Origin of the sequence: Niameybacter sp. (assembly GCF_036655075.1) — a bacterium.
Taxonomy (GTDB): domain Bacteria; phylum Bacillota; class Clostridia; order Lachnospirales; family Cellulosilyticaceae; genus Holtiella.
Genome location: NZ_JAVVQU010000047.1, coordinates 1 through 19,987 on the forward strand (window position 1 = coordinate 1; position 19,987 = coordinate 19,987).

The window sequence follows — 19,987 nt, forward strand, 5'->3', positions numbered from 1 at the left end:
AGGGCGACGACGAGGTTGGATACCAGGTTTGTGATTGTGATCGTCACAACCACATGGATTCATACAATCACAATTGCAGTCACAACCACAATTGCAGTCACAACCACAACCAGCGTTACAACCACAACCGGCGTTACAACCACAACCAGTGTTGCAATCATCATTAGGAGCAGGGCGACGACGAGGTTGGATACCAGGTTTATGATTGTGATCGTCACAACCACATGGATTCATACAATCACAATTGCAGCCACAATTGCAGCCACAATTGCATCCACATCCACATCCGCAGCCACAGCCACAGTTGGTGTCTGGAGATTCATAAGTCGTTTTTTTGCGAGGGGTTGGTGGGCAAGCGCAGTTACAACGTGATCGGGTATAACCATACCCCGCACAGGTTTGGATATGAATATTATTATTAGGTTCACAAGATTTACAATTACTTTCTGCTTCTGTAGAACAGTTGCAGCAACAGTTACAAGGATTACAACAATTTAAATTACAATTACAAGACATACTATTCCTCCTTAAGAAAAATAAAAGGGTTACTTCAATACATATATTATGCAGCACCGACATAATTTGACATTGTACAATTAAAATTAAAAACATATTTTTGAAAAAAAAGAATATATATATAGTGACAAGCTGTAGTGACGAGCTGTAGTGAGGAGGGAACTATGAAGAAGAGGTTTTTAAGTATTCAACTGGCAACTATTTTTGTGGGCAGTATTGTAGGCGCAGGATTATCTTCAGGAAGAGAATTAAGTCAATTTTTTTCCACATATGGCTATAAAGGTTTTATAGGTCTTTTTATTTGTGCATTTTCATACATATTGGTAGGACGTATGATTATAGATATTACAATGAAGTACAATGTCAAATCATACAATGAATTTATTAGTTTAGTTTGTCCCAGAGGGATAGGAAGTTTTACGAATATCATCCTCACATTATTCTTGCTAAGCAGTACCATCATTATATTGGCAGGGAGTTCAGCAGTCATTCATCAGTACTTTGGTGTGCCAAGGTGGATTGGATTTTTACTGATGCTCGTACTTAGTCTTATGATCTTGCTTAAGAATACAAAAGGATTATTTGAAGTAAATATTGCAACAGTCCCTTTGTTGGTGATTGTTATGTCAGCTATATTTATTAGCTTTATACTCAGAAGACCTGAGACATTTTCTTTAGACTATTTGCAGGCTATTCCTATTGCGAAGAAAAATTGGCCAACCTCAAGTTTGGTATACGCTGGGTTCAACATTATATCTATAGTAGGAATATTGGTGCCTCTAGCCTATGAGTTAAGGGACAAAGAAGCCTTAAATGCAGGGATTAAGATAGGTTCTTGGGTATTAACCTTAGTAAGTTTCTTTATTGTATTTTTGATGATGGTCAATCACACCTACCCACAGCTTTATGAAATTCCTATCTTAGCGGTTGCTATGGAAGGTGGAAAAGTGTTAAGAATAGCCTTGCTTATTGTGATCTGGCTAGAAATGTTTTCGTCTCAAATTTCTAATGTGTATAGTTTGACGAGGTCCCTAGAGAGTAAGATGGGTATTCCTTATAAAAAAGGTGTGGTCATCATACTGGCTATAGCAACGCCATTTTCCTTTATAGGATTTAGTAAATTAGTAGATATTCTCTATCCGTTATATGGTGTATTAAGTTTGGCCTTTGTAATGTGTTGCATTCTTTTTTATATGAAAGAAAAAGTCAGTATAAATTCATTTAAAAAATGTAAGCAAAATGTAGCAGGTAGGCATAAGATATAGCATAGGTGTGTTATAAAATGCGTTTCGAAGAAGATACCCTCTATAAAAGGAGGTGTATCTTCTTTTTTTTTCTTTTTAAATAACAAGATAAAGTAAAGTAAAAGTTACTTTTTGCAATTTTCAGTTATAATTTATATGAATAAAAAATATATTAAAAAATAAAGTTGTAAGCTAAAAAATAAATGTTGTGAAGTAATAATTTACAACATAATGCAACATAGAAAAGGCTTATTGACCAAAGAAAAAATAAGATTATGGTGAAAGTGGTGATAAAAAGATAAGTTTTAAAAAATAAAAATGTATAATTAGTATAAAAGTCGATTGACAATGATAAGCTGATAATTTATAATTTAGTTAACAAAAACTTACTTGGAATAAATTTATAAACAAACTTTATAAGCTTTGTTAAGTACTTTGAGAAGTCTTGTAAGGAGATTTATAAGATGAAACTTAGTATCCTGTTAGAAAATAGCTAGAACTATCACAAGAGGGGGCAGACCTATGAAAAAAACTTCGAAAGATGCAGCTGTAACATTTGCTGCACCAAAACGTAAGAGCAAAGTACAAAGCATGCTTGCTTGCTGGCAATTATATGCGTTCGTAGCACCAGCAGTAATTTGCCTTTTGATTTTCTCTTATGTGCCAATGTACGGTGTACAATTAGCCTTTAGAGATTACAATCCTATTATGGGGATTACAGGTAGTCCATGGGTTGGATTCGAACACTTTATTCGTTTCTTTAATTCATACCAATTTAAACAACTTATCAGTAACACATTAATTTTAAGTCTTTATTCTTTAATAGTAGGATTCCCTATTCCTATCATTTTAGCATTAGCACTTAACCAAGTTAAGAACAGTAAGTTCAAAAAACTTGTACAAACAGTAACTTACGCACCACACTTTATCTCAGTCGTAGTACTTGTAGGTATGCTTGGGATCTTCTTCTCAGTAAATGGTGGTTTAGTAAATGAAATAATCAAATTATTCGGTGGTGAGCCAACATTATTCATGGGTGAGGTTAAATACTTCAGACATATGTATGTTTGGTCAGGTATCTGGCAAAGTATGGGATGGAGTGCTGTTATTTACTTAGCTGCATTATCAGGTGTTAGTCCAGAGCTTCATGAAGCAGCGACAGTAGACGGTGCTACAAAACTTAAAAGAATTTGGCACATTGACCTTCCAACAATTCTTCCAACAATCGTTACATTACTTATCCTTAACTGTGGTTCTGTTATGAGTATGGGATTCGAAAAAGCATTCTTAATGCAAAACCCACTTAACGCTGAGCAATCAGAAATCATTGCTACATACGTTTATAAAATGGGTCTTATCAATGCAGAATATGGTTTCTCAACAGCAGTTGGTTTATTCAACTCAGTTATTAACTGTATCTTATTAATATCAGTTAATAAAGTTTCTAAAAAAATTGGACAAGACGGATTGTGGTAAGAAAGGAGGAAAAGTAAATGTTAGAAAAAATATTTGGAGAAGGCTTCCACAAACAAGCAAAATCAGATAAGGTATTTGACGTTATTAACTACATCGGTTTAGCACTGATTCTGTTACTTGTACTTTATCCACTTTACTTTATCGTAATCGCATCATTTAGTTCACCTGATGCAGTATCAAGAGGTGAGGTTTGGCTTTGGCCAGTAGAATTCAGTACAGAAGGATACCAACGTATCTTTGAATACAAAGAGATTTGGACAGGTTATGCTAACTCTCTTAAATACACAATAGTAGGTACAGCTATTAACTTACTGCTTACTATTCCAGCAGCTTTTGCTTTATCAAGAAAAGAATTAGTTGGTAAAAACATTATCATGGCACTTTTCACATTCACTATGTTCTTTGGTGGTGGTCTTGTACCAAGTTACTTACTTATCAACAACTTAGGTTTAATGAATACAATGTGGGCACTTGTACTTCCAGGTGCTGTAGGGGTATACAACCTTATCGTAGCAAGATCATTCTTCTCTCAAAGTATCCCAGAAGAATTATACGAAGCATCTATCGTAGATGGCTGTACGTATTCAAAATATTTCTTCCAAATTGTATTACCAGTTTCAAAACCAATTCTTGCAGTTATGTTCCTTATCTACGCTGTAGGTCACTGGAACTCATACTTTAGTGCATTAATCTACTTAACAGATAGAGATATGTATCCTCTTCAAGTTATCTTAAGAGAGATTCTTATCCAACAACAATCTGTTGCAGGCGGTAGCTTAGCAAACGCTGATGCAGTAGAAGCACAAAGAAAACTTTCTGAAATGATCAAGTACGGTGTTATCATCGTTTCATCATTACCAGTACTTTGTATTTATCCATTCGTACAAAAACACTTTGTTAAAGGTATGATGATCGGTTCAGTTAAAGGTTGATACGGGTGCTCTCTAGGGAGAGTACCTATCATAAGACATCAAGGTAGACTACAATTTTAGCTAGAATATTTAAGTAGAAAAGTGAGGTAATTGAGTATGACAAAATTTAAAAAAGTTCTTACTTTAGCTACAGCAACTGCTATTGCAGTGACAAGCTTCGTAGGATGTTCAAGTAAACAAGATGCAGGTGCTGCAACAGAGCAATCTACAGTAACTGTTAATACTGAAGGGTATCCATTAGTAAGTGAACCTATTACAATTTCAGCTTTCGCATTTGGTGAGCCAGGTGGCGGAGATTGGGAAGATTACCCAGTATTTAAAGCTTTAGAAGAAAAAACAGGTATCACAATGGACTTCCAAACAGTAAGTGGTGATGGTGCTGAAGAAAAGTTAAACCTTACATTAGCATCAAACAATTTACCAGATGTATTCTTCTCAGGTCTTAGTGATACAATGATCAACAAATACGCAAAAATGGGTCTTTTCATGCCACTTGAAGATTTAATTGCAGAATATGCACCAAACATTCAAGCATTACTTGATTCAAGACCAGACGTAAAACAAGCAATCACAATGCCAGATGGTCACATCTATGCAGTGCCTGCAATCAATGGTAATAAAGATGGTAACGTACCAACTAAATTATACATTAACAAAACTTGGTTAGATAAACTTAGTTTAGCTGTACCAAAAACAACAGATGAATTCAAAGCTGTACTTGAAGCCTTCAAAACACAAGATCCAAATGGCAATGGTCAACCAGATGAAATTGGTTTCACATATGAGCCAACACCACCTTACAATGTATGGAATGGTGATACAGGTTTAAGTGGAGCATTTGGTGTAACTGACAGTGGATCAAACTTAATGCTTAAAGATGGTAAACTTCTTTTCGTACCAACAGAAGAAGGATACAAAGAGTACATTAAATGGACTAGAGACCTTTACACAAACAAATTAATCGATGCTGAAATCTTTACACAAGATCATAACCAATATATGGCTAAAAGAAATTCAGACTACCTTGGTGCTTACTTAACACATGGTCCTGCAGAAGGAACAAGCGTAGAATGGATTTGTATCGAACCACTTGAAGGTCCAAATGGTGACAGATTATGGTCACAATTTGAACATGGTATTGATAAAAACCGTGCAATCATCGCTGCTACAAACACAAATGCAGCAGCAACTATGAGACTTATTGATTCATTCTATGAACCAGAAAACACACTTAACCTTAAATTTGGTAAATCTCTTGAAGCAAGAGATGGTGGTAAATTTGAAGTTATTTCACTTGAGCCAGGTGTAAAATCTGAAGCTCCAGGTTCATACGTTCCAACATATGAATCAGAAGAAATCCTAAATGATTATTTAGTGCAAAATGAAAATCAATTAGCACAACAAGAAAGATATGCTATGTACGAACCATTCTTAGCTGATGCACTTCCACTTTTCAACTTAACACCAGAAGAGTCAAAAGAACTTTCAGCTATGGCAACAGACATCAGAAACTTTGCTTCTGAGAAAAAAGCAAAATGGACAACAAACCAAGCTGATATTGATGTTGAATGGGATGCTTACGTAGAGCAACTTAACAAAATGGGCTTAGCTAGATACATGGAAATCTACACTACAGCTTATGAAAGAAGTTTACAACAATAATATTACAAAAGAAAAGCTCTCTTCGATTAAGAAGGGAGCTTTTCTACTAAGAAAAGGAAGATGAAGCCGTGGACGCTAAAAAGATTATAAAGTTTTTGTTTTTGAATGTTATAGGATCTATATTATATGGGGTAGGAATACATAGTTTTACAGCACCACAACATATTGCACCAGGAGGAGCTAGTGGAATTGGGATTTTAGTCAATTACGTATCAGGTTTTCCTATTGGTCTCTTTACTTTCTTATTCAATATTCCTTTACTCATTTTGGCATACCGTTTCGTAACAAAGAAATTCTTCTATAATGCACTTTTTTCTATTACACTTTTCTCATTTATTACAGACTATGTGGTGACTCTTTTCCCAGTTTATGCAGGGGATGCACTACTTGCTTGTATCTTTGGTGGAGCGTTGATGGGAGTAGGTCTTGCACTTGTACATATGACAGAGTCAACAACAGGTGGTCTCACTATACTGGGGGTTATTTTGCAAAAGAAATATCCTCAATTTGAAGTAGGTAAGCTTATTTTTGTACTTAACTTAACAGTAGTAGCAGCTTCTGCCTTTGTTTTCAACAATATTGAATCAGTACTTTATGCAGTTATTGCAATTTACATATCAAGTATGTGTATGGATAGTATTGTTTGTGGACTGAATAAGAATAAGTTTGTTGTTATTATTTCAGATCACAATGAAGAGGTGAAAGCTTACATTAGTGACACAACACATAAAGGATTTACGATCTTAAATGGAGTAGGTGGATACTCAGAGTGTGACAAACAAGTTATTTTTTGTGCTATTGGAAAAAATGAATATGTGCATGTGAAAAAAATGATACATACCGTTGATCCTAATGCGTTTGTGATCATTACAGATGCTAGTGAAGTCATAGGAAATGGTTTCAAAAGTATGATTTAGTGTCAGTATTGCACAAAAATTAGTTGAATAATAGTCAGTAAAATGTTAAAATATAGTTAAGTAACTTAACAAAAGTTAAAAGTAAGTTAAAGTAAAGTTTTTAGTTAATTATACCAGAGGAGATTCAGCACAGATGAGACACAAGCTTATTGGATATGTTGGTACAAAAGATTTAGCTCAGGTTACAGAAGCAGATGCAAAAAACCTTGATATTATTAACATTGCATTTGGTCATGTTATTGATGGTGATGTAGTATGGAAAACAGAAACAGCTAAAGAGGATTTAGCAAGACTTAAAACAATTAATCCAGAGATTAAATTTGTTTTATCAATTGGTGGATGGGGTGCAGGTGGTTTCTCAGAAGCTGCTTACACAGAAGAAGGTAGAAAAAGATTTGCAAAAACAGGTATTGATATCGTACTTGAATACGGTTTAGATGGTTTAGATCTTGACTGGGAATACCCTTCTTACACCGTTGCAGGCATCGGCGGATGCTTAGAAGACAAACAAAACTTCACATTATTACTCAAACAAATTCGTGAAGATCTTAACAAAGTAAATGCAAACTACATGCTTACAATTGCAGCAGGTGGTGGCGCTTATTACTTAAAAGGTGTAGAAATGGACAAAGTGATTGAGCAATTAGACTATGTTCAACTTATGACTTACGACCTTCGTGGGGGATTCCAAACACTTACAGGTCACCATACTAACCTTTATGCACCACACTTAGATTTATTTGCGGCAAGTACTGAAGAAGCTGTTCGTGACTTCATGGCAGCAGGCGTACCAGCAGATAAAATCGTTATTGGTATTGCGTTCTACAGCAGAATGTGGAAAGGTGTTCCGGATGTAGATAATGGCTACCTTCAAATGGCTGAAACAGTTGGAACATATGGACCAAGCTATGGTGAACTTGTAGAAGGTTACATCAATAAAAATGGCTTTGTAAGACATTGGGATGATGTATGTAAAGCACCTTACCTTTTCAATGGTGACACATTTATCAGCTACGATGACGAAGAGTCTATTGCACACAAAATGAAATATATGAATGAACAAGGTTTATTTGGAGCAATGTACTGGGAGTACGGTACAGATGAAACACGTACTTTAACAGGACATATGAGACAAGAAATCGAAAAATTATAATCGTTAAAATATAGACACATAAGAAGGTGAGTTTATGAATATTGCAATCAATGGAGCAAAAGTAACCAATGTAACAATTGAAATGTTCTATGAGGACTTCTTGCCAGAAAACTTAAAATACTTAAAGGGAATGTTCGAAGGGAAAGCTAAGGAACTTTACGTTTTAGTAAGCAACGAACAATCTATTGAATATAAAGTTTTTGTAGGTCTTGGCAAAGAAAAAGATTTAACGCAAGAACTTGTAAGAAATGCTGTTGCTAAAGCAGCAAAAAGAGTAAAAGAGCTTAACTTAGAAGGTGCAAGTCTTCAACTTTGCAAGTCTTCTATTTTGTCTGAAGCACAAATCATCGAAGCGATGGTAGATGCTATAGAACTAGGTTTATACGCGTTTGACAAGTATAAAACAGATAAAAAAGAATGTAACACTCTAGAGTTTTCTATTGCAGGAGTGACAGACGTTGAAGTTGCCAATAGATGTGTAGAAGAAAGAAAACACATTGCAGCAGGGATCAACACTGCACGTAACATCATAAACGAACCTTCAAATGTATTATATCCTGAAACACTTGCTGAAATTGTACAAGCGTGCGGTAAGCAGTATGGATTTGAGGTAGAAGTACTTGAGGGTGAAGCACTTCATGCACTTGGTATGCATGCCATGCTTACCGTAGGGAATGGATCTGTACATAAGCCACGTCTTATTGTTATGCGCCACAAAAATGGCGGTGAACAAGAAACATTGGGGCTAGTTGGTAAAGGACTTACTTGTGATACAGGTGGGTACTCTTTAAAATCAAATGATTCTATGTATTACCAAAAAACAGATATGAGTGGTGCAGCAAGTGTACTTGGGACGATGATAGCACTTGGGCAAAATAAGATACATAAAAATGTTATTGGGGTTATTCCAGCTTGTGAAAACGTTGTTTCAGGCTGCAGCTACAAAGTAGGTGATGTAGTAACGACAATGGCAGGCAAAACTGTACAAGTTTTAAATACAGATGCTGAAGGGCGCTTGGCGCTTGCAGATGCGTTAACTTATATTATTGAAAAAGAAAAAGTAAGTAAAGTGATTGATTTAGCTACATTAACAGGTGTTGCTGGGGTTACTTTTGGTAACGTCTACACAGCAGCTATCTCAAATCATGATGATTTCTATAACACATTCTTAAGTGCGGCTGAAGATGCAGAAGAAAAATTCTGGAGACTTCCAACGGATGCACGTTATAGAGAATGGATTAATAGTGATGTAGCAGATCTTAAAAATACAGGTGCTGCAGGTGGTGGTACTATTACAGCAGCTATGTTCTTACAAGAATTTGTACAAGAACTTCCTTGGATTCACTTAGACATCGCAGCAACAGCTTGCGTTGACCCGGCTGTACGTGACTATGAATATAGAGGCGGTACAGGCGTAGCAATTAGAACACTATATGAACTTATAACAAAGTAGCGGAGGAAAAAATAATGGAACAACAATGGTTCAAAGATGCTAAACTTGGGATTTTCATTCATTATGGAATTTACGCAGTAAACGGTATTGCAGAGTCATGGTCATTCTACAATGGTAGAATCTCTCATGAAGAGTACATGAAACAATTAGATGGCTTCACAGCAGCTAACTTTGATGCTGAATACTGGGCTGACATCATTCAAAAATCAGGTGCAAACTACGCAGTACTTACAACAAAACATCATGACGGTGTAGCACTATTTGATACACAATATAGTGACTTAAACGTTGTGAAAAAAACACCAGCAAAAAGAGATATCGTAAAAGAGTTTTATGAAGCAATTCAAAAACGTGGTATCCGTTCAGGTGTATACTACTCACTTATTGACTGGTCACACCCAGATTATGCAAGCGTATATGAAGGTGGCAAAGTGCCAGAAGATTTAAGTACAGTGAACAAATTCACGAGTCCAACAGATGGTGTACAAGATGAAGAAAAATGGAACAGATTCTTAGAGTTCAACAACAACCAATTAGGTGAGCTTCTTACTAACTATGGTAAAATTGACCTTCTTTGGTTCGATGGTGACTGGGAAAGAAGTGCAGACCAATGGGGTCTTCCAAAATTCAAACAATACCTTCAAAGCTTCAACGAAGATATCATTATCAACTCTCGTTTAGCAGGTCATGGAGATTACAAAACTCCAGAACAAGGTATTCCAATCACTCGTCCAGAAGGCGCTTGGGAATTCTGTACAACGATTAACTCATCTTGGGGTTACCAACACAAAGATAATGATTATAAATCACTTAAACAAATTCTTCGTATGTTTGTTGACTGTATTAGCATGGGTGGTAACATGCTTCTTGATATCGGGCCAATGGAAGATGGTACAATTCCAGAAAGACAAGTGGAAACACTTCTTGGTCTTGGTAAATGGATTGAAGAACATAAAGAAGCTGTTTACGGCACAGAAGACGGTATTATGGCGCGTTACTGGGCTGGTGGTAGCACACTTTCACCTGATAAGAAAACACTTTACTTATTCGTACATGATACACCACAAGAAAGCGTATGCTTAAAAGGGTTATCAACACCTATCAAACGTATAAGTGTTCTTCACTCAGGTAAAGAATTAACCCACGTTATCCACGGTGGTGTGCCTTGGTTCAACATTCCAGGTACAACATGGATTAACATTACTCCAGAAGATGCACATGAGCATATCACAGTTCTTAAAGTAGAGCTTGAAGATGAAATTGATATGTATGGTGGTTCTGGGGCAGTAGTTACTCATAACTAAAACTTGTGGAAGTGGGTAGGGGTAGGTGGATACTCCTTCAACTTCCACTCAAGAACGCTAAGCAACCTTTCAAGGAAGTTTCGGAAGTGCATAAATGAGTTCTGATAAATAATAATAAACCCTATAAGAGATATGAGGAGAAGGAAATGAGCGTAAACTTTAGAATTCCAAAAACAGATATCGCATTTAATCCTCCAGTTTATATGTGCAAAAAGGCAAACAAGCCTTTTACATTAGACGGAAACATTGAAAAACCATTCTGGGAAGACATTCCTTTTACAGACTACTTTGTAGACATTGAAGGGGACAAAAGACCAGCACCACGTTTCAAAACACGTGCAAAAATGACTTGGGATAATGACAACCTTTACTTCGGTGCTATACTTGAAGGACCAGAAATCTGGGCTACACTTACAGAGCGTGATTGTGTTATCTTCCAAGACAACGATTTTGAAATTTTCATTGATGCCAATTCAGATACTCATGCTTACTTTGAGTTTGAAATGAATGCATTAAACACAGTATGGGACTTAATGCTTACAAAACCATACCGTGATGGTGGAAAACCAATCAATGCTTTTGATATCCAAGGGATGCAAACAGCTGTTCATATTGATGGTGACTTAAACAATCCTCAAGGCGACAACAAGCGTTGGATGGTAGAAGTTGTCATGCCATTTGCTGTATTACGCCAAGGTCAAAACAATTATAACCGTAATCCACAAGCTGGAGAATACTATAGAGTGAACTTCTCTCGTGTACATTGGAGAGTAGATGAAACAGAAACAGGCTTTACAAAACAAATCAATCCTGAAACAGGTGGAAGCTATCCAGAAGATAACTGGGTATGGGCACCAAGTGGTCTTATTAACATTCACTACCCAGAAACATGGGGCTTTGTATTCTTCGCTGAAGGGGATGAAACCTACGAAATTCCAGCAGATGAATATGCAAAATGGGAACTTAGAAGACTTTACTACCAACAACATGCACACTTTGACTTACACGGTCACTTTACAACTGACTTTGAAGCGCTTAAAGGGGAATGGGAATTTACAATCACTCCAGAGATTGAAGTTACAAAAAATGGATTCGAAATGCGCACTTTATCAAATGATGGCAAGAGAGAAATCGTTATTTTCTCAGACAGCCGTACAATGATACAAGACGTGAAATAAGGAGGTCCACATGCTAGTATCCTTACAACACCAACAAGCTATAGAACAACGTTTTGAAGTGGTTAAAGAGATGGCAAAAGGTAGAGCCGCAGCCCTTTTTAGTGTACTTAATACTTGTACAGAAGAAGAAGCGATTTGCTTAAAATACCTTTATGCTTATATGCCAGAGCATGACCTTGCAAGTTATGATGGGGAACTTTTCCTTCAATTTGTTAAGCAAGCTTTAGCTGTTAGAAAAATGGTACCTTGGGGTGAGAAGATTACAGGAGAACTTTTCCTTAATTACGTCCTTCAATACCGTATGAACAATGAAAATGTAGAGTTCTACAAAGATGCTTTTGCAACTGAGCTTTTACCACGCGTAAAAGAAATGAACATGCATGATGCAACCATTGAGACAAACTACTGGTGCTTCGAAAAAGCAACTTACCAGTCAACAGATATCCGTACAGCTTCTCCATTTACTGTCCTTCGTAATACATATGGTAGATGTGGAGAAGAGTCTACACTTTGTACAGCAGCACTTCGTTCTATTGGGATTCCAGCAAGACAAGTATATGCACCAAGATGGGCGCATTGTGATGACAACCATGCTTGGACAGAGGCTTGGATTGATGGCGAATGGCACTTTATCGGTGCATGTGAGCCAGAAATGAGAATGGACACAGGTTGGTTCTTACTTCCAGCTTCAAAAGGGATGCTTATTCATACACGTGCTTTCTCTACTTTTGTAGAAGATGAGCCATGCGTATACCAAACAGAGGCAATCTCTGAAGTCAATGTACTTGACCACTATGCAGAAGTTAAATCTATCACCGTTAAAGTAGTAGATGAACAAGGTCAAGCTTTAACTGATGCTAAAGTACGTTTTGAACTTATCAACTACTCAGAACTTTACCCACTAGCAGACCTTATGACAAATGCACAAGGTGAAGTAAGCTTCATTACAGGTCTTGGAGATCTTATGATTTGTGCTTACAAAGACGGCGTACATGCTTACGCTAAGATGGATGTAAGAACAATGGATACATTAGAAGTAGTGATTCCAGATGCTTTTGAAAATGAAGTAGGACCAATTGACTTAACAATGGTACCTGCAGAAGGTAAAGTACCTGTAGAAGAAGAGCTTAGTGCAGAAGTTAAAGCATTACATGAAGCAAAACATGCACGTGCATTAGCTATTCGTGGTGCTTTCAAAGAAACATTCTATACAGGAGACAAAGCGGTTGCATTTGCCACAACTTATGCACCATTTGAAAAAGAAGTGGCAGAAGCTTTAGAGAAATCTTTAGGGAACTACCAAGAGATGATGAACTTCTTCCAAGATGCAAAAACATCAGATTTACTTGCACAGAAGGTACAACTTCTGGGCACACTTAGAAAGAAAGATTTTACAGATATTACTTGTGACATTCTTCTTTCACACCTTGAAGGTGCAGTAGCGTTTAAAGAGGACTTCCAAGAAGACATCTTTGTAAACTACGTGCTTGCACCAAGAGTAGCATCAGAAATGATTGAAGGGTATAGACCAGAGCTTTTAGCACGTCTTGACAATGGACAACAAGCAAGCTTTAAGACAAACCCAGAAGAAGCGTATAACTACGTAATGGCTAATGTAAAACACGGTGTAGAAACAAACTACTCACTTGTTTACACACGTCCAGTAGGTCTATTTGACCTTCAAGTAGGGAGCGATGCATCTCGCAAAGTTCTTTTCGTAGCGATTTGTAGAACACTTGGTGTACCTGCAAAATACGTTTCAGTTACAAACACAGTAGCTTACTACAAAGAAGGCGAGTGGGTAAATTTAACGGGTGAAGTAGCAGCTCCTGTTCAAACAGGTACGCTCAAACTTGTTAAAGCAAACCAAGAACAAGCTTTCGATTACTATAGAAACTTTACAATTGCTAAACTTACAGAGGGTGTTTATACATCACTTGAGTACAATCACTTAAGTATTGAGGGTGAAAGTGTTACTTTAAGTTTAGAAGTTGGACACTACCGTATCTTGACAACCAATAGACAAGCAGATGGTACACTTCATGCGCGTATGCATTATGTAGATGTACAACTCGGGGGAGAATCATCACTTACTATTGATGTACGTCACGAGGAAGATACAAAAAAAGTAGTGGACATTACAGATGAAGAAGTCATGACACTAGAAGGTGAAACAAGACTTGTATCTAGTCTTGTAGAAGATGGAAAGCCTGCTATTGTAGCTTACTTAGAAGTAAGTGGCGAGCCTACAGAGCATTTACTTAACGAAATGCTTGAAGGTGTAGAAAAGTATAAAGCAGCAATGCCTCATATTTTATTTATCTTAAAAGATGCAAAAGACATTAATGACCCAACTTTAAGCAAAGTCCTTAAAGTCCTTCCTCATATTGAACTTTATGTTAGAAAAGATGAAGTTGTACTTGATGGCTTATATGAAGCCTTTGAAATTCATGATAAAAAGCTACCATTAGCTTATGATATGAACGCCCCAATGAAGGCACAATATGCTTGGGCAGGCTATAATGTAGGTATTGGAGAATTGTTACTTAAATATTTAGCTTAAAAATAAAAAAATACCTAACAAAAGCTTGACGAATGAGGGTGTACAATTAGATAATAGGATAGAGACTCATGTTTAATGGGGGGGGATGCATATGAGAAGAAAAAAAGAAGTGACAATGCAATTTATTGCTGACCAACTAGAAATCAGCAAGGTTACAGTTTCTAAAGCTTTAAAGGATCAAGACGGGGTAAGTGAAGAATTAAGGCAACGCATTAAGGCAGTAGCAGGTGAACTAGGCTATAAGCTTCCAGGTGCAGATCAAGTGACTGTCAATGCTAAAAATGTAGTCATTATGGTACAAGAAAAGTATGTAGATGCAAAGGAGTATACAACTTTTTATCTACGCTTTTATCAGAAGCTTGCATCAAGTCTCACACAACGAGGGTTTATGTGTAACTTATTTCCACTAGGAGAAAAGGCACCAAGTGCACAAGAGCTGAATAAGTGGTTTAATGACAGTAATGTCGGGGGCGTGATTGTCCTTGGAGATGTCAAAAAACAGCATATAAGCTTGATTAAAGACTTAAAGATTTCATTACTCTTTTTAGATTGCTATAATGCAGATGTAAACGTAGATTGTATTGTAACGGACAACTATTATAGTACCTTTGAGATTACAAATTACTTGAAAAAGTGTGGACACAAATCCATTGGGTTTGTAGGTAATATCAATGCTACAAGTAGTATTCAAGATCGCTTCTTAGGCTATTGTAGATCTCTTATGGGGTCAGGACTACCTATTAAGCAGGAATGTATTATCCCAGATAGAGATGAATTCAATGAAGAAATTGAATTCTTACTTCCCAAAGAGATGCCAACAGCCTTTATATGTAACTGTGATGACACAGCGTATAAGTTTGTACAACATCTTCTGTCTAAAGGATACCGAGTGCCAGAAGACGTATCCGTTGTAGGATTTGACAATGATATCTATGCAGAAGTCTCAGCACCCAAATTGACTACAGTAGCAGTCAATGTAGAAGTGATGACTGAGAAAGCAACCAATCTTATTATCGACAAGATACAAAATGGTGACCGAGATAAGCCAAGTCGCGTTTTTGTGACAGGGGATACGGTATACCGCCAATCAGTGAGCAACATTAATTAACATATATAACCTATTTAAAGGAGAAAGATCATGACTAAAATTATTGGACAAGCTTTACCAAATATTCCATGGCAAAACAAACCAGAAGGTTGCAACGACGTTGTTTGGAGATATTCAAACAACCCAGTTATTAAAAGAAATGCAATTCCATCATCAAACAGTATCTTCAACAGTGCAGTAGTACCATTTGAAGGTAAATTTGCTGGTGTATTCAGATGTGATAGCAAATCAAGAAGCATGGATATCTTTGCAGGTTTTAGTGAAGATGGTATCAACTGGAACATCAACCATACACCAATCACATTCGAAGGTGAAGATCAAGAGATCTTAAACAGAGAATACCGTTATGACCCACGTGTATGTTTCATCGAAGACAGATACTACATCACATGGTGTAATGGATACCATGGACCAACAATCGGTGTGGCTTACACATTCGACTTCAAAACTTTCCACCAATTAGAAAATGCTTTCTTACCATACAACAGAAATGGTGTTATGTTCCCAAGAAAAATCAACGGTCTTTACGGAATGGTAAGTAGACCATCTGATACAGGACATACTCCATTCGGAGATATCTTCTACAGCCAAACACCAGATATGGAATTCTGGGGTAAACACAGACATGTCATGTCAACTGTTAAAGGTGATGATTCTGCATGGCAATCAACAAAAATCGGTGCAGGCCCAATCCCTATCGAAACTACAGAAGGCTGGCTCATGATCTACCACGGTGTTCTTAACAGCTGTAATGGTTTCGTATACAGCTTTGGTGCAGCTATCCTTGATATCGACCAACCATGGGTTGTTAAATACAGAACTAAAGAATACCTTCTTTCACCACAAGAGTTATACGAATGTGTTGGTGACGTTCCAAACGTAGCATTCCCATGTGCAGCACTTACAGATGCTGAAACAGGAAGAATCGCAATTTACTACGGATGTGCAGATACTGTAACAGGTCTTGCATTCGCACAAGTTGACGAATTAGTAGAATACATCAAAAATAACTCACTATAAGAGTAGCAGGAGGAAGAAATAATGTTTCTTACAGACAGAAAGTTAGAAGCTAGACTTTATGAACTTGCAAGTTATCGTTACAGAGGCATTATTCCATTTGAATCCTTACTGGCACAAGAAGATACTTCGGGTATCTCAAATCCTGAAGTCCCAACAAGCTATGCTTGTTGGGATTTTATGGAAGTAGGGGAAAGATGGAGTGGTCGCGATCGTTATTTATGGTTACACAAAACAATCAGTGTTCCTAAAGAATGGGAAGGCAAAAAAATCCTAGGAATCTTTGACTTTGGTAACACTGGTGGAGGGAATAACTCAGGGTTTGAATCTCTTCTTTACATGAACGGGAAACCATACCAAGGGGTAGACTCTAACCACAAAGAAGCTTTCTTAAGCGGCGATGTAGCAGGAACAGAAGTAGGATTTACTTTTAGATTATGGTCAGGACTTGAAGGCGGTGGTGTACCAACACCTCAAGAGCACCGTATTAATCGTGCAGACCTTGCATGGCTCGATGAAAAAGTAGATGACCTTTTCTACATGACACGCGTCATCTTAGAAACAATCAAAGTACTCAATGAGTTTGATCCTGTTGTTCCACAAATTCGTATGGCACTTGACCGTGCATATAAGCTTATTGACTGGGCATATCCAGGAAGTGAAGACTTCTATGCCTCTGCACATGCAGCAGATGACCTTTTAAATGAACTCATTGCAGGGATAGATAAACAAAGTCTTGTAAAAGTAAAATGTGTAGGGCATACACACATTGACGTTGCATGGCTATGGAAACTTAAAAATACAAGAGAGAAATGTGCACGTTCTTTCTCTACAGTACTCAGACTTATGGAACAATACCCAGAGTATACTTTCCTTCAAACACAACCACAGCTTTATGAATACATCAAAGAAGACCATCCAGAGATGTTTGCACAAATTAAAGCAAAAGTTGAAGAAGGTAAGTGGGAAGCAGATGGCGGTATGTGGGTAGAAGCAGACTGTAACTTAACATCTGGTGAATCCCTTACACGTCAAATCTTAGTAGGTGGCAAGTTCTTCAGAGAAGAGCTTGGTCAAGAAATTAAATACTTATGGCTTCCAGACGTATTTGGTTACTCTTGGGCACTTCCACAAATTCTTAAAAAATCTGGTATCCCAATGTTTATGACAACTAAAATTAGTTGGAATCAATACAACCGTATGCCACATGATACATTCAAATGGCGTGGGATGGATGGTAGTGAAGTGCTTACTCACTTCATCACAGCACCAGAACCTTGGAGTGAGCCAGGTTCATGGTTCTACACTTACAACGGTCACTTAAGTCCAAAAATCGTAAAAGGTGTTTACGATGCATACCGTAACAAAGAGCTTACAGATGAAATGCTTATTTCATATGGTTACGGTGATGGTGGCGGTGGGGTTAACCGTGACATGTTAGAGTACCGTAGACGCGTGGATAAAATGCCAGGCTTACCAACACTTGAAACAGGTAAGGCTTCTGACTACTTCAAAGGCCTTCAAGAAAAAGTAGCAACGACTGATCAATACGTTCATACTTGGGATGGTGAGCTGTACTTAGAGTACCACCGTGGTACTTATACAAGCCAAGCTTATAACAAGAAAATGAACAGATTCTTAGAAAACTACTATCGTAAGGTAGAATGGTTAAGTGTACTTGAAGCACTTGAAAAAGGCAATGTTGCCCATGCACCACAAGATACTTTAACTGAAGGTTGGAAAATTATCTTAACACATCAGTTCCATGACATTATTCCAGGTTCATCTATTCGTGAAGTCTACGAAGATAGCCATGTTAACTACGACAAAGCAGAACAAATTGCTAAAGAAGTAGAAACAAGTGCACTGAACCACTTAGTGGAAAAAGCAGCACAAAAATGGACAATCGTCAACAGCACAAACTGGGAACGTAGCGATGAAGCCTTCATTGCACACACTGTGGAAGGTCATTTTGAAGATGAAGCAGGAAATGTGCTTGAATCTCAAAAAGTACACAACGGTTCTGTGGTTTATGTGGATAACGTACCATCTCTTGGATGGAAAACTATAACCCTTGTGGAAAAAGAATTAAATTCCATGGAAAAAATGACAGAAGTCTTTAGTTTTACTGATAACTGTATAGAGACACCATTCTATAAAGTGATGATGGATGCAGCGGGTCATATGACTTCTTTAGTAGATAAAACAGTAAATCGTGAGGTCCTTGCAAAAGGTGAACGTGCCAACGTGATTCAAATGTTTGAAGATAAACCACTTGCTCATGAAGCTTGGGATATCGATATCTACTACCAAGAAAAGATGCGTGAAGTATCAGACCTTACACGTATGGAAATGACAGAAGTAGGCCCACTTAAAATGGTCATTCGTCTTGAGTGGAAATACATGAATACAACCATCAAACAAGATATGATCTTCTACAAAGACGACAAACGTATCGACTTTAAGACATGGGTAGACTTTAGAGAACGCAAACAACTTATGAAGGTTGCATTCCCTGTAGATATCCGTTCAACTTATGCAACTTACGATGTACAGTACGGAAACGTACAACGTCCAACACACTGGAACACAAGTTGGGATTGGGCAAGATTCGAAACGGTTGCACACAAATGGGTGGACTTATCAGAACGTAACTACGGTGTCAGCTTAATGAATGACTGCAAATACGGTCATGACATTAAAGACAATGTGATTAGATTGACACTTCTTAAGTCAGCAACACACCCAGATACAGAACAAGACCAAGGTGAACACGAATTTACTTACTCACTTCTTCCACATGCAAATAGCTGGGTAGATGCAGAGACAGAAAAACGTGCTTACTTCCTTAACAATCCACTTCAAGTGGTAGAAGGTGCAGCGAAACAAGCAAACTATAGCTTCCTAAACCTTGACAACGACTTCATTGAAGTGGATGCGATCAAACGCTCAGAAGATGGCAAGTACCTTGTAGTACGTGCTCATGAATACACAGGTGGAAAACAACGTGTGACACTCACACTTGATAGACCAGTTGTGTCATGGCAAGAGTCAGACCTTATGGAACGTCCAGAAGGCGACAAACATACAAATGAGGCTATTGAACTAGAGTTTGGAGCTTATGAGATTAAGACTGTATTAATTGAATTATAGAATGTATAGAGAAGGACTCACCGTTTGGTGAGTCCTTTTTTTTAATTTGAATTTTATTTATAATGACATCAAAATGTGTATAATATAATTAGTGCGAAAGATTAAAATGCTAGGAGGGATCGCTTAGAAGAATTGGCAGAAGGTATGGATGAGCTAGCGTCTAAAATAGAAGAAGCAGAAGAGATGCTTGATAATTGATACAGTGAATAGAGTATTATTGGTAAGTCTATGGAGCCTTCAGGTTAGTTTAGGCTTGCGAAAGGGGTACAAGGGATGAGCACTTACATAGTAAAATGCAATCTCTCAATTAG

13 protein-coding genes and 1 pseudogene are annotated in these 19,987 nt (G+C 37.4%); 13 read left to right on the plus strand and 1 reads right to left on the minus strand.

All coding sequences use genetic code 11. The features are described from left to right. Positions 1–516: pseudogene (locus tag RRY75_RS11660) on the minus strand (hypothetical protein); the annotation flags it as partial. Between the two features lie 164 nt (positions 517–680). Between RRY75_RS11660 and RRY75_RS11665 the strand changes: the two are divergent. From RRY75_RS11665 to RRY75_RS11725, 13 genes are all read left to right on the plus strand, one after another. Next, the gene (locus RRY75_RS11665) at positions 681–1,781 is read left to right on the plus strand and encodes a YkvI family membrane protein (RefSeq protein ID WP_332493401.1); all 1,101 of its coding nucleotides are present in this window, start codon (positions 681–683) and stop codon (positions 1,779–1,781) included. A gap of 501 nt (positions 1,782–2,282) precedes the next feature. Continuing rightward, complete coding sequence (locus RRY75_RS11670; RefSeq protein ID WP_332493402.1) at positions 2,283–3,236, plus strand: ABC transporter permease; 954 nt, start codon at positions 2,283–2,285, stop codon at positions 3,234–3,236. 17 nt (positions 3,237–3,253) lie between these two features. Next, positions 3,254–4,168 carry a carbohydrate ABC transporter permease gene (locus tag RRY75_RS11675; protein WP_332493403.1) on the plus strand — a complete coding sequence of 305 codons (915 nt, stop codon included), beginning with the start codon at positions 3,254–3,256 and terminating at the stop codon, positions 4,166–4,168. Between the two features lie 96 nt (positions 4,169–4,264). Continuing rightward, positions 4,265–5,830 (plus strand): extracellular solute-binding protein, encoded by a 1,566-nt coding sequence (locus tag RRY75_RS11680; RefSeq protein ID WP_332493404.1) that lies wholly within the window; start codon positions 4,265–4,267, stop codon positions 5,828–5,830. Between the two features lie 68 nt (positions 5,831–5,898). Beyond that, positions 5,899–6,747, plus strand: a complete 849-nt coding sequence (locus RRY75_RS11685) for a YitT family protein (RefSeq protein WP_332493405.1) — start codon at positions 5,899–5,901, stop codon at positions 6,745–6,747. Positions 6,748–6,880: 133 nt separating this feature from the next. Beyond that, entirely contained in the window at positions 6,881–7,900 is a 1,020-nt protein-coding gene (locus tag RRY75_RS11690; RefSeq protein ID WP_332493406.1) for a glycoside hydrolase family 18 protein, read from the plus strand. Between the two features lie 34 nt (positions 7,901–7,934). Beyond that, positions 7,935–9,353, plus strand: a complete 1,419-nt coding sequence (locus tag RRY75_RS11695; protein WP_332493407.1) for a leucyl aminopeptidase — start codon at positions 7,935–7,937, stop codon at positions 9,351–9,353. Positions 9,354–9,367: 14 nt separating this feature from the next. Continuing rightward, positions 9,368–10,657 (plus strand): alpha-L-fucosidase, encoded by a 1,290-nt coding sequence (locus tag RRY75_RS11700; RefSeq protein ID WP_332493408.1) that lies wholly within the window; start codon positions 9,368–9,370, stop codon positions 10,655–10,657. Positions 10,658–10,803: 146 nt separating this feature from the next. Next, the gene (locus RRY75_RS11705; protein WP_332493409.1) at positions 10,804–11,835 is read left to right on the plus strand and encodes a carbohydrate-binding family 9-like protein; all 1,032 of its coding nucleotides are present in this window, start codon (positions 10,804–10,806) and stop codon (positions 11,833–11,835) included. Between the two features lie 10 nt (positions 11,836–11,845). Then, complete coding sequence (locus RRY75_RS11710; protein WP_332493410.1) at positions 11,846–14,398, plus strand: transglutaminase domain-containing protein; 2,553 nt, start codon at positions 11,846–11,848, stop codon at positions 14,396–14,398. A 91-nt stretch (positions 14,399–14,489) separates the two neighbouring features. Continuing rightward, positions 14,490–15,506: a LacI family DNA-binding transcriptional regulator gene (locus RRY75_RS11715; RefSeq protein WP_332527295.1), complete on the plus strand. Its 1,017-nt coding sequence runs from the start codon at positions 14,490–14,492 to the stop codon at positions 15,504–15,506. Between the two features lie 30 nt (positions 15,507–15,536). Continuing rightward, positions 15,537–16,526 (plus strand): glycoside hydrolase family 130 protein, encoded by a 990-nt coding sequence (locus tag RRY75_RS11720; protein ID WP_332493412.1) that lies wholly within the window; start codon positions 15,537–15,539, stop codon positions 16,524–16,526. Positions 16,527–16,547: 21 nt separating this feature from the next. Then, positions 16,548–19,676 carry an alpha-mannosidase gene (locus RRY75_RS11725; RefSeq protein ID WP_332716870.1) on the plus strand — a complete coding sequence of 1,043 codons (3,129 nt, stop codon included), beginning with the start codon at positions 16,548–16,550 and terminating at the stop codon, positions 19,674–19,676. The last annotated feature ends 311 nt before the right edge of the window (positions 19,677–19,987 follow it).